Consider the following 16,482-nt stretch of genomic DNA (forward strand, 5'->3'; position numbering starts at 1 on the left):
TGTTAAGAATACGGACTCACAATATACGTATGGAGCAAAGCAGAATACGGGAAAATAATGATCTCGTCTATCGTCTCCGTATTTCGCTTCGCTCATATGGGGTACTTTTGCTGCTGGGCCCGTGAGCGAAAGATGGGGCAGTTTTTTGTTATTTTCAATCTTATACTTCTTCTCCAGTGACGCCTTCCATTTCCAAAATGCGGCGCAATTGCTGCAGGGTATCTATTTGAATTTGATTAACCCGTTCGTGTGTCAAACCTACCGCTTCTAGCGCCCCTTTTTCATTTTCATGCAAGCCGAAACGCAAAATAACGATCTCACGATGGAGTTCACAATTGAGCTAACCAACGTTCGATATGATCCTGTAAGTTGACATTTTGAATTAACCTGGCCGGATCGATGTTATTATCATCCGCTAAGGTACCCACTAGTTTTTGACCATTTTGCAAAATCAGCACATCAATAGACGTTGTGCTGGGCGGCTAAGTCCATAATACGCCGGATTTCGTGAATGGGCTTATCAATATAAATGTGTGACGTCTTCTGGGGTGGCTTCATGATCAACTTCTTGTGTGAGTTTTTGCGCTGCGTAAATAAACGTTTATTTCTTTAATCACGTGGATCGGCAATCGTATTGTTCGGCTTTGATTCATGATCGCGCGTTTAATAGTTTGACGTATCCACCCGTCGCATAGGCTAAAAAACGAAATCCTCATTCAGGGTCAAATTTTGCAACGGCGGTCATGAGTCCTAAATTTCTCTCTTCAATTAAATTGAGAAAAGGTAGCCCATGACTAACATAATTAATGGCGCGCGATTTTTACAACCAAACGTAATTTGCTTCAATCATTTGTTTCCATGCCTCAGGATCACCTTTATGCACACGCCGCGCTGTTTTCAATTCCTCCTTAGCATTAAGTAGTAGTCGAAACCCCAGCTCCCGTAAATAGATTTAGGCGGGATCTGAGTTACACGTTTCGCGTTTTTTTCGTTTTCGCTTTAGCGTTGGTTAGTTCTACCTCTTCTTTTTCTGTGGTTTTCTTTTTGGTTTTCGCAAAGATTAGACTGTGTTCGATCGCCTTAATTGGTTTTTTGTGGCGATATTTTTTATCATTCTTTTTCAATCTTGCGCTTAGATGGTTTTTTTATTTTTTAGTAGTTTTGGTTTTCATAGTCCTATCGTCCTTAACCCGACTAGCAATCCTCGACCATGCCTATCACTGACACGTTCAATGAAATTCGGATATAACTTCACGACAAGTACCGAAGCGGATTCACTGGCTGGCCATTTCGGCGGATTTCAAAATGAAGCATTACTTGTCCTGAGTTAGTACGCCCCATCTCGGCAATCTTCTGTCCAGCACGAACCCTACTACCTTCCTTAACGAGGATCCGTTTGTTGAACGCATAAGCACTTAAATAAGCATTTGTATGCTTTACAATTATAAGATTACCATAACCTCGTATACCAGCACCACTGTAAACAACAACTCCATCGAAAGCGGCGCGGACCATCTCACCATAATGACCTGCAATATTGATCCCTTGATTCCCCACCATGCCGACAGAATAATTCCCAATGAGGCGCCCTTTGGCAGGACATCGCCAATGGACGACGGCCTGCAGCTGCGGGGGAGACTGCCGTCTAGGAAGCACCGCAAAACCCGTAGAAACGTGCGCACCTCGAGGAATTATCGTCATTTGTAAAGTTTGACCCGATTCAATTCGATAGGGAGGGCTTAAACGATTGGCGGCCGCTAAGGCTTGATAATCCAGGCCGAACGCCCAAGCAATCGAGTAAATGGTATCCCCCTGCTTGACCCGATAAGAACCTAATCGCGCCTTCGGTTGAAGCCAGCCGTTGACGACAGGCGCAAAGTTTTCACTTTCTACACAACAACCGCACAACAGAAAAGGGATAATGATTGCAATCAAACAGCGTTTCATCTCACATTTCTAGTCGTTTTACCCAGCTCGCCAGTTGGTCAAAAGCCTCGTAATGGGTGAGGTCTGCACGAAGCGGCGTGATGGATACACAATGGTGATTCATGGCGAAAAAATCGGTGCCTGGACCAGAATCTTGCTCGGGACCCGCCGCACCCACCCAATAAATCGGGTGGCCCCGAGGATCAATCTGCCGGATCGTGGGCTCAGCCCGATGACGGGTGCCAAGCCGAGTAACCTCAAAGCCTTTTAACTCCTTGTAAGGAAGATCTGGCACATTAATATTTAATATAGTGCTCGGTGGCAAAGGGTCTTTTTCAATCCGCTGGATTAATTGATAAACGACCTTGGCTGCGGTTTCATAGTAACGGAACAATTCACCACCCAATGAAACCGCTAGCGCTGGCAATCCTAAAAACCGCCCCTCCATCGCAGCGGCGACCGTGCCGGAATACCAAACATCATCACCTAAGTTAGGACCAGAATTAATTCCTGCAACGACCATATCAGGCATTTCCGGCAATACACCGGTGATCGCTAAATGAATACAGTCCGTCGGGGTGCCCTCCACACTGATCATGCCGTTTTCTAAATTTTTAATATGTAACGGCGCATTCAAGGTTAATGAGTTACTAGCGCCACTGCGATTGCGATCGGGCGCTACCACATCAACTTCCCCTAAATTCGCCAGTGTTTTTGCCAAAATAGCTAATCCTTTGGCATACACGCCGTCATCATTAGAAAGCAATAATCGTAATTTTGGAGTAGCCGTTTTTTTCATGGAAGAAAGCTTAACATAATAGCAATAGAGACGCTCGTTAGTCGTCCTCCAACGAGCAGCCCGCGTTTTTTATTTGATGATTTGATAAAATACCTCGTTCTTTTTTATCATTCCTAAATCATTTCGAGCATGTTCTTCAATAGCCTCGGCACCATGCTTTAGATCGTCGATATCTGCCAATAATGCCGTATTGCGGTCTTTTAATTTTTGATTTTCCATTATTTGGTGGTTGATATTTTCATTCAAATGACAGGCCGATACAATTCCACCGGCGGCGAACCACAACTGATATTGTAATAAAACGAATAACGCGATGAGAATCGCAATAATTGGCCGCATATCGTTTTACTTCCTGTTAAAAAGAAATGCTTCCTTGCCAGCATACGGGGCTTGATCATTAAGTTCCCGTTCGATTTGCAATAATCGATTATATTTTGCCACACGATCGGAGCGGCACAAAGACCCCGTTTTTATTTGTTTCGCATCGGTCGCCACAGCCAAATCAGCAATGGTCGTATCTTCCGTTTCTCCAGAACGGTGCGAAATAATAACACCGTATTTATTACTTTTCGCTAATCCCACTGTAGCTAACGTCTCAGTGAGCGTTCCAATTTGATTAAGTTTAACCAAAATGGTGTTGGCGATATTTTTTTTAATGCCTTTTTCTAAAATGTTTGGATTCGTGACGAAAATATCGTCACCTACCAACTGCACTTTATTTTCTAAACGTTCCGTCAATAATTTCCAGCCCGCCCAATCATTTTCTGATAAGCCGTCTTCAATCGAAATAATCGGGTATTTCTTTATCCATTCAGTTAATTGATCAATCATTTCTTCACTCGTCAATTGATTGTTTTCAAAATCATAACGGCCATTTTGATAAAGTTCAGAACTAGCTGCATCTAAGGCAAGATAAATATCTTTTCCAGGAACATAGTTTGCATCTTCAATGGCTTCTAAAATTAATTCAAATGCTGCTTCGTTATTCGGCAAATCGGGAGCAAACCCCCCTTCATCACCAACCGCTGACATTAACCCTCGAGAAACCAAACGTTTTTTTAAAGCGTGGAAAACTTCGGCTCCGTAACGCAATCCCTCAGTAAAGGTCGGCGCACCAACCGAGACAATCATAAATTCTTGAAAATCCAAATTATTAGTAGCATGCACGCCACCGTTGATAATATTCATCAGGGGTACAGGCATACTAAAAGGACCGCCGTCGCCTCCTAAATAACGATACAACGGCAAATTCGCATTATTGGCAGCCGCATAAGCCACAGCTAATGAAACACCTAAGATCGCGTTAGCGCCTAAATTCGCTTTATTTTCTGTGCCGTCCAACTCAATCATAATGCGATCAATTTCTTCTTGCGAGCGCGGATCTTGACCGATCAAGGCGTCGCGAATGGGACCATTGACGTTTTCGACGGCTTGTAAAACACCTTCACCGCCGTAACGTTCAAGATCATTATCGCGTAATTCAACGGCCTCCCGCTCGCCGGTGGATGCTCCTGACGGCACGGCCGCACAGCCGTAGACTTGTGAAGACAAGGTGACGCACACTTGTAGAGTAGGATTACCACGCGAATCTAAAATTTCATGAGCATTAATATCAGTGATGGTCGCTGTCATGGCGATTACTATAACACCAAATCTCTCTTTTGATCGACTGGAATGGCTAATTTTGCGGGTCTTGTTAAGAACGAGGTGTATAAAGGGAGCTACTTGCCCGCGAATTAGGTGAATCTTTTGCGCGGACCGTGTTTTTTCTACGGAAATGCGAAAAACTTCATTCAAAGCTTCGTTCCAAAAACCTCGCACTCTTGACTGCCTTATCAAGTTCTTTCAAAATTTCTAGGAGGGGCTCCATTTTGGCTAGAGGCCAGGAGTTTTGGCCATCGCTTAAAGCCCGATCAGGGTCTGGATGAGTTTCCATAAAAATACCCTCAATGCCAGCAGCTGTTGCAGCGCGCGCTAACACGGGCACAAATTCCCGCTGCCCCCCCGAACTTGTGCCGTGTCTGCCCGGCAATTGAACGGAATGAGTGGCGTCAAATATTACGGGACAAGTGGTTTCGCGTAAAATCGCCAATGCACGCATATCAGAAATTAAATTGTTATATCCAAAAGAATAACCGCGCTCACAAACCATAATTTTTTTATTTCCCGTAGCCCACGCTTTGGCGACCACTTGTTTCATTTCCCATGGCGCCAAAAATTGCCCTTTTTTAATATTAACAGGTTTTCCGCAAGCAGCTACGCTGCGAATAAAATTACTTTGGCGGCATAAAAAAGCGGGGGTTTGTAATACGTCAACAACCGCTGACACTTCTTGCAAAGGAGTATCTTCATGAACGTCGGTCACTACCGGCAACTCGAGTGTTTTTTTAACTTTTTCGAGAATAGCTAACCCTTTTTCGATTCCCGGACCCCGATAACTTAAATGAGAGGAACGATTCGCTTTGTCAAAAGAAGCCTTAAAAATAAAAGGCATATCTAGCTGCCGAGTGATGGACTTTAGTTTGCCAGCCACATCCATCACCAGCGTTTCACTTTCGATGACGCAAGGCCCAGCGATTAAAAACAAGGGGTTGTTTAACCCTATTTCAAAATCCGCAATTTGCATGAGCACACTTTATTGAAGTTACTGGGATTTGTAAACAGCCACAACAATTAAACATCCCTAACTTTGAACAGCAGAGAATGCCCCCTTGTCACAAAAGAGACCGGGCTTTCATTAGAGGAAATCTAAGTCCTCGCCAAAGATGACAAGGAATAACGATAGACTTTATTTCGTGCTAATCAGGCCCTAACCTTTTAATTTCAAAGGCAGCGTCCAACTTACCCCATTCAACCCTCGAGAAAAACGGAAGCTGATGTGTTTAAGCAAGACTCTATATAATTAGGCTATTCTCATTACCTTCGTCTTTCTTTACCCAAAAAGTTGGGATAATAAATTCAGCATCGGGATATACCTCTTTAAAGAACGGTCAACTCGCGAACTACTGCTTCATGTAAAATTGTTTCCCCTTTGCCAAACTCATCGCTCGATCCAGCAGTGAATTATCAATATCAAAATAAAACTGTTTTTAAAAAACGATGCTTACTTAGTACAACTGAAAAGGCTGTGCACCTGGGTTCACCTTCTGAATAGAGCGCCACAGTATCATACCCTTGCTTCCTAAAATCAGCACGTAATTGACGATTGCTGGATAAGACTAAAACTTGTTATACTTCTTCGTATCGAATTTGGAGCATTCAAGGTCGTATTTATAGCCCTTATCTCTGTAAAATCACCCCTCCACTTTAAAAGAATAATTGTTTAACACCCGCATTACCACTCAATGGGGTAGAATAATGGTAAGAACTACACAAAATTCAAATTAAAGCCAGGATTTCGAACCCAATATGAATATAAAGAGCCCTCGGTCTTCTTTAAGCGTCAAAAGATCGTTAAGGTTAATGATGAGTATTTGGGGCATGGACGCATGTTATTATTTATTATTTATTTATAGAGATACAACCGTTATCAAATCACCCAATAATGCTGATTTTGAGTTTATCGTTCAATGACTAATCGACTTCGTGAGCTCCTGCATTTCTTTCCAAATCTCTTTTAATTCTTTTTCACTCAACATTTCTGCGATCTTTGGGAGGGGCAGATGCCATAATTTTTTCCCCATGGTTTCATCTCGAATAAGCATTGCAGAAAGCGTATCGGATAATTTTCGTTGAGTTTCCTACCGATCACTTTCATCTTTAATTTCCCTAAATGCGTTTCTAACTATTTTCATCTTCTTTGCTAAGAAAATCAATGGCGTCCATAAACTGCCCTCCTTGGCAAGGTTAGGAAATGAGTAAAATAGATTATATAGCTCTAGTACATAACTGCTAAAAATCAAGTCGAGAATATCACTCAAGGACAGAAAAATTTGATTATCCACATTGGAAAGAGAAGATTTAAAATTCGTCGATGAGAATTAAATAATAAGCTTTCCATAATGTCTTACTGGTTTGAAGAACCTTATAATCCTATAGTGAGCTGGAAGAGATTCATATAAAAATATCCGTGATCAGTCGGAAAGACGGTTTATCATTTAAGAATAACAAAGTCAGTCTGGTGGAACTGACGGAAATTGATTTTATTCATCGCCGCTGTGAATTTGCTATTATCATTTCTCCGGGCGAAGAAGGCAAAGGCTACACCACAGAAGCGACTGATTTTACTGTGGAATACGCTTTCAGCATCCTGAACCTTCAAAAATTTATCTTTTAGTATGATGAGGACAACCGTACCGAACTTCATATTTATCGAAAAAGTGGATTTACTGAAGATAGAAAACTCGTTGATGAATACTATAGAAAAGGGCTCTACCGTACGGCCATACGAATATATATTCTCAAAAAATTTTTGTAACTACTTCTTTTTCTTCAAATCTATCGGATTTAAATTAAATAATTTAAACACTTATTTTAATTAATTTGTAAGACTTGTTTTTATTTTTTATTCATTGAAATTAAATTCTTGTAGTAATTTCCTGTAATAAGCTATTCTAAAGTACATAGTGCGCTCCTAAAATTGAAGTTTAGGGGATTCTTTATAAATTTATTTTTATTAAAATCGCCATATTTGATTTCTCTCTATATTAGGAGGTAAAACATGACTATCAAGGACTTATATTTCATCATCTATGAAGAGTTAGAAGTTACCCTAAATCGTCTGCCAGAGAATCTCTCTCAGAAATATTTATTAAGTAGATAATAGTAGAAAAAAAGGATTGTTTATTTAGCTTCTAACGTTTGCAACGTTCCTGATGAAAGTTTAGAGAAAGAACAGAGTTACTTTTTAGCGCTAAGACAGCGGGGTCGTTTTATTAAGCCAAAGAAAAAGAAATATATAATCAATGAAGAGAAGCTCAAGAAAAACTTCTTTATTCTAAATATTATTTAGCTGATATCTTAGGAAAATTACGAAACGAACTTCCTGTAAAGAAGCCATTTCTAAGCTTCCTCTGGAATACTATTTATTCAACAAACTCCTCATCCATTTAATGTTGTTAACGGGGAATTCTGCTGAAGAACAACGAAATAATAAACCAAATTCATAAATAAATAATGTCGTACGAAAATTCATTGATAGCTTACAACAAACTTTAAAAAAGTCTAAATCTCCAATTTATGAATTCCTAAGTCCTTCGAGAAATCAAAGGAAGTGTAGGGAAAAATTAGTTAAGATTCATAAAAAACGATTTAGTTATTTGTCACTAGAAGAACTAGTTAAAAACAGAAATGAGTTCAAAAGCGAGTTCAATGAAAAGGAATTTCTGGATAAAATCTGGCACCTACAGACGGAGCTTTACAATCGAGGATTGAGAAGTTTGATAGATTCTTGGAATGATTTTCAATGACTAACATGGTCTGGAGCCTAGTTGTCCCCGCAATTTATGTTATTGCCGGTCCTTCATTAACTGAAGGACTCATACAGAGTATTGGCCCAACAAGAGCATCTTTTAAATGAATTTTTAATTATCTTCTTGTGTGTTTTACCTTTTTTTATTCGTCGTTTCCTCTTCCACTCTGATAATGGCAATCCACTACAGAGCTTAAGAAAGGAAATAGGATCGCGTTTAAAGCAGTGTGACACAAATAAGGCATTATTTCTATTCTATAGAAGAGCTTATCTCTAAAACACCTGGAAGAACTAATTGCTTCTTCTCAACGATTTATCAAAGAATTAACTGCCCCTTCTCGAGCGGTTTCTGCTCAATTAAAAGTTGGGTTGTTTACTGATTGTGAGCCGAGGTCTGCGCTGGCGGACACACAAGAGCATAACTCTTTGCTCTCATTTAATTAGAAGCTTAATACTATCGCTTTGAAGTGCGAGATTTCATTTTGTGCTATTAAATTAACCGAAGCCTTATTTTTAATTGCTTTAACTGTCGAAGGCCCGCTGGCTGGGGTTGTCGAGCAGTGTAAATGAGGCTGTCAGTGGTAGCAACTTTGTAGATCTTAGCTGATTCCTCCCGTCCATGGTTTGGTAAGTTTTAACTGTTGAAGATTCAATGCTGGTAAAAGAGGATTGAAAAACGGCAAAAACCGCTAATCTAATACAGTAAGATTGCGGAAAATACTCTTATAACCCTCATTGGCACCCTCCACTCACAATTTTTAAACTATATCTACATTATTTTTATAGAACTTTTAATCCGATTTTTCCTGCGAATGGACTGTCAAAACAGCTTTTTTTGCCTCTTTTGCTGTGCCAAACCGGCTTTAATGAAGCCAATAAAAAGAGGATGGCCTTTTCGCGGCGTGGATGTAAATTCGGGATGGAATTGACAACCGACAAACCAGGGATGATCAGCAAGCTCAATCATTTCCACTAAGCGGTCATCAATGGAGCGACCTGAAATCACAAGCCCCTTTTTTTCCAGCTCTCCAATCAAGTCATTGTTAACCTCGTAACGGTGGCGATGGCGTTCAATTACCCTATCTTCTCCATAAAGTCGCCTTGCCAGCGAGTCCACCTTTAGCCGACAAGGCTGCCCCCCTAGCCGCATTGTACCTCCTAAGTTGCCTCCCCATTCTCGTTTTTCAATGATCCCTTCTTTTGCCATCCATTCGCTGACTAGCGAAACCACAGAAAAGGGGGTTTTCGGATCGAACTCCGTGCTGTTGGCGTGCCCCATTTGGGCTTTATGCCGAGCAAATTCAATTATGGCAATCTGCATTCCCAAACAAATACCGAGATAAGGGATGCCATTTTCGCGGGCATATTGCGCTGCTAAAATTTTTCCTTCGATGCCTCGAGAACCAAATCCTCCCGGTACTAAAATCGCATCGACTTTCTTTAATAGTTCCGTACCATGCAATTCAATCGCTTCTGAATCCATATATTCAATCACCACCCGCGTCTCTGTGTGTATCCCGGCGTGAATTAAGGCTTCGCTTAATGATTTATAAGAATCTTCAAGATCCACGTATTTCCCAACCACTGCAACGGTCACCGTATGGTGAGGGTTCTTCTGAGCTTGGACCACCTTTTTCCAATCATCCAGATCAGCCGCTGTTGCTTCAATATTTAATTTTTCGCAGACGCGATTCCCCAAACCTTGGTCACGTAAAATTAACGGGATTTCGTAAATGGATTTCACATCCGATAAGGAAATCACACTCAGTTCAGGAACGTTCGTAAATAAAGCAATTTTCGCCCGCTCAGCCTCGGGTAAGGGCTTTTCTGAGCGACAAACCAAAATATCCGGTTGAATACCGATGGAACGCAATTCTTTTACGGAGTGCTGCGTCGGTTTTGTTTTAATTTCCCTCGCGACAGCTACACAAGGAACGAGGGTTAGATGAATAAACAAGGTCTGCTGATCACCAAGCTCAATACGCATCTGGCGAATTGCTTCTAGAAAGGGTAAAGATTCGATGTCTCCGACCGTGCCACCAATTTCGACGAGGGCCACATCAGCACCGTCCGTCCCTTCCCGGATCTTCAGCTTGATCTCATCGGTAATATGAGGAATGACCTGGATAGTCCCTCCCAAATAATCCCCGCGCCTTTCCTTACAGATTACATCAGCATACACACGACCCGTAGTGAAATTGTTTTTTCGGGTCATGGTTGCATTCACAAAGCGCTCGTAATGACCCAAATCCAGATCGGTTTCTGCCCCGTCCTCGGTGACAAACACTTCGCCGTGCTGAAAAGGACTCATGGTTCCAGGATCAACGTTGATGTACGGATCAAGCTTAAGGAGCATAACCGTGAGGCCTTGCGCTTCAAGGATGGCTCCTAATGAGGCAGATGTAATGCCCTTCCCTAAGGAAGAAACCACCCCGCCGGTGATGAAAATATATCGCGTCATAAGGCCGCCCGTTTTTTACGTTAAAAACGGGATATTATTTTAACAAAAGGAAGGGTAGGTGAGAACAGTATTTCAACAAAAAACGAACGCTGTTTAGACAACCTTCAATTGAGCTGATGTGCTGTGAATTGATTGGGTACAAAAGTCAGTTGTGTCAAAATATTCCCTAATGTTTTGTTCTCAAGGGATCTTTGCTATTAAAAAAATAGCAATTTAAAAAATTTATCAATTTATTTTTTAAAAAAATTAAATGTAAAAAAATAAAATTTTTCCCTTAAATCAATAAACCAAAAAAATATTTTTGTACTATAAATTTAAATCCTTAAGAAAATATTATTTTATTTTTTAAATATATTTATTTATATTGTGATTTTATCAATAAAAAATTAAAAAAAGTAGTTTTTTATGAGTAAAATAACCTCTAATATTTTGTAGATAACCCGTTGATACATGTGGCGACACTTTGATAAAGAATCAATAAAATTAGATGATAATTTACTTAACATAAACTCAGAGGCTAAATTAATATGAGGAGCTAATAATTTTAATCTCCTCAGAAAAATTAACAAAACCGATTTCGCTTCCAGAAATAATTGATAAGATATATGAATTAAAAAATTTTATATTGCTTAACAACTTATGCAGATCTATATAGATATTCAGAAGAAGAAAGCAATAGGACAAAGTCTACTCAAAAAGTTGGATTTTATTGAATTTTTAGTTAAAGAAATGGATTCTCCTGAATCGAAAAAACTGAACTTATTAGAGAAGTTAAAAATATTAGAAGATCTAAAAAAAACAGACAAAATTTTTATTAATGAGTTAAAAAGTACATTAGTCTAGTCTTACATAAGGTTATTAAACGCTAAAATTAAACTTTCAGATAAGAGAATATATTTAATTGTAAAGCAACTGAAATAAATTAGTGTAGTTCATTCTATAATTGATAAATGGAAATTAATATCACTATTTATATTTAACTTGGCTTTCCAAAATCTAATTACTGAGAAAACAGAGAAAACTTTAGTTAATGACAATGCTAGACTTCTTTCTACAGAAGTGTTTTTTTTCAACTTAAGAATTAAGCTTACAAGTTTCCGTATTCCTTATTAAATTGGAATTTCTAACTTATATGACTGAAACAGAACCAACTATTTGCCAACTTCTTTTTAAAGATTCCTTTGAAAAACTGAAAAAAACCGACTTATTGGCATTTGTCGTTATTCATTTTGGTAATACCGTGCAGATCAAAGATATATTAAATTTAAATTCCTCAGATTTACTTTTTAAACAGTAAAAATAAATCGAGTTTAATAAATTTAGAAAATTTAAAAATAATTTTTAGAGAGTGCAGATGAGCAGGTCACCAAACAGCTGATTTTTTATACTGAATATTTCCACCTTTTCCACTGTTTTATATCATCTAAACGGAATAAGAAACTATTGATGAAAACCTAACTATAGCTTTTTATTCCTCATATCCAAAAATCGCTCTGTTTAATTACATAAAAATACTTGAAACTTCTAAACATAAAAAACTATAAAACTTTTTTGAATCAACATCCCCTTTCAATCATTTTTTAGTGCCTCCAGAAAAGAAGAATTAAAGAAAATTTCCACTCTAAATAATCAATCTATTGATGAAGAAGTCGGCCTGGATATTCCTCCGATACCTCCTAATTTTGAAAATTTTAAAGCCTTTAATTTTCAAAAAATAAAAGTACAAGTCTATTTAATTTTTGATCGGCTCAGCATGAAATTTAATTTCTCTGAAAAATGGATCCATTTTATCAAGAATTTTTAGATATTAAAGAAGCTGTGAATCGATTTTTAACCGATAAAGATGTTTCATGGTATAAGTGAGATGAATTTTGTCAATCTTTTTAAGTAGCTACACTAGAGTATCCGTGGATGGGACATCGGAATACCAGAAGGAGGAGAAAGCCGATTTGGCAGTAAAATGTATAATGATAGCTATATGGTACGAATGCTGCGAACCTGACCAGAGCCAAAAAATGGTCTTGGAAATATAAGACTATTTACGATCTTTACAGAGAAGAAGTTTCGTAGACATTTTTTCTACAGAGTCTTCTTTAGCTAAAATCTTTTCTATGACTGTGGATGCTGTATTAAACCATATAACTAAAATAGTCTACAAAAAAGACTTCCTTGAATGCTCGTCTTAATCAAGGAATGTTTCATCGTATAATCATATAAAAAAGTTCTCAGAACATTATTCGTAATTTCCTATGGAAACTTAAATGTGGGGTATTCCTAGTGATCGCTGAAAATGACACTTTGTGATAAACCAATTGATATAAAGGGGTTCTGTATTTAGGAGAAGAATAAATTGTGACAATCATTTGTTTTAATGGAGTTATTTAGCATAACGGGGAGAAACTCCCAAGGGGAAAAATATTTTCCCATATAATAGGGGGGTTATGACGACGTATGTCAGCCTCCCAAATTCCGCCGGTAACATCGCCATAGCGAAAAGTGATGACGCCCAGCACTTAGCCATCTCCATCCTCTGTCAGAATTGACTAAGTAGCTCTGTTGCACAACATAACGCATGCGTTGAGACGATTGATGGCATCTTGCGCTTGCGTCATGCAATGAGCCTTAGAAAACTCATTATATAATTTACCAGTCCAATCGGTATCAAAAAACCACGAATTAAACGGGACTTGATAATTATGTCTTTTGAAGCCGATATTTCACTACTGACATCGAAAAACTGGAATTTAAAGTCCTCCCTATATTCAAGAAACCTTAAAAGAGACTTACCGTCTTGATTAATGATCGTATCATTTTAATAAAGAACCGAATTATGTTGGAATAATGCTGTTGACATTTTAAGTTCACTCAAAAGCTGAATTGAATTGTAAGAATCGCAAGGTGAAATTAGATAACTAGCTTTTATGGCTTGTTAGATAAAATTTTGTGTAACATCCCTAATGAGCGATCATCAAACCTGAGCTACGCACGACGAAAGTCTATCGATTTTAATTGTTGTAACATCCATGAGAAATCCCATTGTCACATTCTGAAACTGCTTTAATCGCATTGGCAAAAACAGATTGAATCAAATTTTTATTAAGGTCTCTTTTTCCGATAGAAAAAGCGACCTGATACCTTTTTCAGTAGCGAAATGGATTTTGGATTCAATTGCACTCCCGAGATTGCGATTGCTTATAATTAGAGAATGAACTTCAAGTAAAAAAACTCATGAGTTGTTCAAATTTATACTTATCCCAACGAGCCACCCAAGATTCTACTCTTAAGTATTTTATCACATCGTTATGACATTTTATTTTCCCTATATCAATGAGTTATTTAACTGCGTCAGAAGAAGAATTTAAAATATTAGTTGATATTATCTGTGATAATAATTGCCAGTTAACGTTAGCGGCGCCTACTGTTTCATCGTCCCATAAATAAATTGTGCTCCATATAGCTTTTGAATATCGGGAACTTTTCTTTGCTTCTGGTCGAACGTGACAAATTAATCTTTTTATTTTTTATCCGCTAAGTAAGTTTTCGAAATAGCCGTAACTGTAGGATTGGAAATTACTATGTGGTAATAGAAACGCTGAGCTGAGCCCTATTGAGTGAATTAAGATCGTACGCAATAATAGAGTAATAATTTATTGTTCTGTATACCGTACCAGAATTCTTTATTGATAGATATCATTTATAAATCGTCGAAAATTTTTGGTAGATGCTCCCAAGAATTGCATCGACAACCCTGCAGTACCTTCCTGCTTATCAGTAATCCAAAATTATTAACCAAATATTTTAAGCAAGTTTTATCCTCTGTCGGAATAACTTTTCCTTGGCCCATAACGGGAAGAACCAACGTTTGGGCTCCTGCACCAACAATAGGGAAAGCGACAGATTTTGGGGAAATGGTCGAAAAATCGGCAAGGAGGCTGCCATCCGGCTGAAAAGTGAAGTGGATATCAACGTCGTTCCGCGGAAAGTCCAGAGAATTAGGGGTGATTTTTACCTGATGGACAGGATTATTCGATTGAGGAGCGGAAACGACTGTATAATCATTAAGTTACCACCAATTTTTTCTGGTGAAATATAAAAATAATTTTTTTTCATTTAACCCCCTTAGGATCTGTTGATAATTCTATATGGTGGTTAGAATTCGTTGCAGTGCGCGACAATCAACGAATTCTAACCACCATATAGAATTATCAACAGATCCTAAGCTACTGGTAAGGTGACCCCTTTCTGCCCCTGATATTTTCCTCCGCGGTCTTTATAAGAAATATCACAAACTTCGTCGGACTCTAAAAATAACATTTGTGCAACACCTTCATTGGCATAAATTTTAGCCGGCAAATTCGTGGTATTTGAAAATTCGAGCGTTACATGCCCTTCCCATTCAGGTTCGAGTGGTGTTACATTTACGATAATCCCACACCGCGCGTACGTCGATTTGCCTAAACAAATCGTCAAGATATTCCGAGGAATTTTAAAATATTCTACCGTTCGCGCTAAGACAAATGAGTTCGGAGGTATAATACACACATTAGCTTTTAAATCAATAAATCCTTTAGGATCAAAATTTTTAGGGTCAACGATAGAAGTGTTAATATTCGTAAAAATTTTAAATTCGTCCGCACAACGCACATCATAGCCGTAACTGGACGTTCCATAGGAAATTACTTTTCCGCTCGGCGTTTCACGCACCTGTTTAGGCTCGAACGGATAAATCAGTTGGTGGGATTCTGCCATGCGACGAATCCATTTATCGGATTTAATTGGCATTATTTTCCTCCTTCGACGACGATAGTTGGAAATTTTCTAGCATAATTAATGGGCTGTAATGTTAATTGCTCGACTAAAGCAAATGCGATAGTGCGATAATGTGACGCAAGATCGCTCTCGGGTTCTGCCATCACGAGCGGCGTACCAGCGTCGGCGTTTTTACGGATGGCAATGTGCAACGGTAACCGACCTAATAAAGGGACGTTATCGGCCACCGCCATGGATTCACCACCACCGCTGCCAAAAATAGCTTCGGTGTGGCCGCACTGGGGACATGTGTACATTGCCATATTTTCAACGATTCCGAGCACAGCAATTCCTAGTTTTTTAAACATCGTAAGCGCCTTACCCGCATCCAGTAAAGAAATGTCCTGCGGAGTAGTGACGATCACCGCCCCCGCAATAGGGGTTTTTTTCGCTAACGTTAGCGAAATATCGCCCGTTCCGGGCGGCAAATCCAAAATCAGAAAATCCAGATCTTCCCACAGTGTACCGTAAAACAATTGTTGCAGCGCTTGGCTGACCATCGGGCCCCGCCAAATTACAGGGGTTTTAGGATCGATCAAATAACCCATCGAGATGGATTGAATGCCATACTTGCGAATCGGCATAAATTTCTTTGCCTGCATTTCAGGCTTTTTCTGTACTCCAAGCATTAACGGTTGGTTTGGTCCATGGATATCCGCATCCAACAAGCCCACTTCAGCCCCTGATTTAGCCAGTGCTAAGGCAATATTAACAGCAGTCGTCGACTTCCCAACACCACCCTTACCAGAGGCCACGGCGATAACATTTTTAATCGCCGACATCTCCTTCTGACCAGTCTGTACGGCCCGAGCCGCGATAGCACGCTTTTTTAATTGATCATAAATAGTTTGATATGGCATATATAAAATGAGTTTCGTTAAAAGGCGTCATTTTACCACAAGTTTGGCCATATCATTACCCAAGGGGTAAGACTAAGAAACTTAAAGCCAGCCATCTTCCCACGAGGCTTTCTGTTGTATTATTGAAGAATACAAAAACGCTTGTGGCCAAGTCGGGCCATGTGAAGGACTAAGAAAAACACTGATGCCCCTTTCCTCAACATCAGCCTGAATCAAC

7 protein-coding genes and 6 pseudogenes are annotated in these 16,482 nt (G+C 39.2%); 1 reads left to right on the plus strand and 12 read right to left on the minus strand.

The features are described from left to right. Nucleotides 1–160: 160 nt before the first annotated feature. The 7 genes and pseudogenes from FIV31_RS04555 to FIV31_RS04585 form a co-directional block, all read right to left on the minus strand. A pseudogene (locus tag FIV31_RS04555) lies at nucleotides 161–1,149 on the minus strand (sigma-70 family RNA polymerase sigma factor). 102 nt (nucleotides 1,150–1,251) lie between these two features. Next, entirely contained in the window at nucleotides 1,252–1,947 is a 696-nt protein-coding gene (locus FIV31_RS04560) for a peptidoglycan DD-metalloendopeptidase family protein (protein WP_280123973.1), read from the minus strand. Between the two features lies 1 nt (nucleotide 1,948). Further along, the gene (gene surE / locus FIV31_RS04565) at nucleotides 1,949–2,725 is read right to left on the minus strand and encodes a 5'/3'-nucleotidase SurE (RefSeq protein WP_280123974.1); all 777 of its coding nucleotides are present in this window, start codon (nucleotides 2,723–2,725) and stop codon (nucleotides 1,949–1,951) included. A 69-nt stretch (nucleotides 2,726–2,794) separates the two neighbouring features. Next, complete coding sequence (ftsB, locus tag FIV31_RS04570) at nucleotides 2,795–3,064, minus strand: cell division protein FtsB (RefSeq protein WP_280123975.1); 270 nt, start codon at nucleotides 3,062–3,064, stop codon at nucleotides 2,795–2,797. A gap of 6 nt (nucleotides 3,065–3,070) precedes the next feature. Beyond that, on the minus strand, nucleotides 3,071–4,357 hold the full coding sequence (gene eno / locus FIV31_RS04575) for a phosphopyruvate hydratase (protein WP_280123978.1): 1,287 nt from the start codon (nucleotides 4,355–4,357) through the stop codon (nucleotides 3,071–3,073). Nucleotides 4,358–4,514: 157 nt separating this feature from the next. Next, the gene (gene kdsA, locus FIV31_RS04580; protein ID WP_280123976.1) at nucleotides 4,515–5,357 is read right to left on the minus strand and encodes a 3-deoxy-8-phosphooctulonate synthase; all 843 of its coding nucleotides are present in this window, start codon (nucleotides 5,355–5,357) and stop codon (nucleotides 4,515–4,517) included. Nucleotides 5,358–6,291: 934 nt separating this feature from the next. Continuing rightward, nucleotides 6,292–6,550 (minus strand): annotated as a pseudogene (locus tag FIV31_RS04585) (hypothetical protein). Between the two features lie 120 nt (nucleotides 6,551–6,670). Here FIV31_RS04585 and FIV31_RS04590 point away from each other — a divergent pair. Beyond that, nucleotides 6,671–7,142: pseudogene (locus FIV31_RS04590) on the plus strand (GNAT family N-acetyltransferase). 1,433 nt (nucleotides 7,143–8,575) lie between these two features. On the opposite strand, the pseudogene FIV31_RS04595 reads toward FIV31_RS04590, so the two are convergent. From FIV31_RS04595 to FIV31_RS04610, 5 genes and pseudogenes are all read right to left on the minus strand, one after another. Continuing rightward, nucleotides 8,576–8,871, minus strand: a pseudogene (locus tag FIV31_RS04595) (hypothetical protein). Between the two features lie 55 nt (nucleotides 8,872–8,926). Then, nucleotides 8,927–10,596: pseudogene (locus tag FIV31_RS04600) on the minus strand (CTP synthase). 2,543 nt (nucleotides 10,597–13,139) lie between these two features. Next, on the minus strand, nucleotides 13,140–13,310 hold the full coding sequence (locus tag FIV31_RS08530) for a glycoside hydrolase (RefSeq protein ID WP_425278270.1): 171 nt from the start codon (nucleotides 13,308–13,310) through the stop codon (nucleotides 13,140–13,142). Nucleotides 13,311–14,811: 1,501 nt separating this feature from the next. Then, on the minus strand, nucleotides 14,812–15,378 hold the full coding sequence (dcd, locus tag FIV31_RS04605) for a dCTP deaminase (RefSeq protein WP_280123977.1): 567 nt from the start codon (nucleotides 15,376–15,378) through the stop codon (nucleotides 14,812–14,814). After that, nucleotides 15,378–16,296 (minus strand): annotated as a pseudogene (locus tag FIV31_RS04610) (Mrp/NBP35 family ATP-binding protein). Before FIV31_RS04610 ends, dcd begins: the two are co-directional and overlap by 1 nt. Between the last annotated feature and the right edge of the window lie 186 nt (nucleotides 16,297–16,482).

Source organism: Coxiella endosymbiont of Ornithodoros amblus (assembly GCF_019425495.1).
Lineage (GTDB): Bacteria > Pseudomonadota > Gammaproteobacteria > Coxiellales > Coxiellaceae > Coxiella.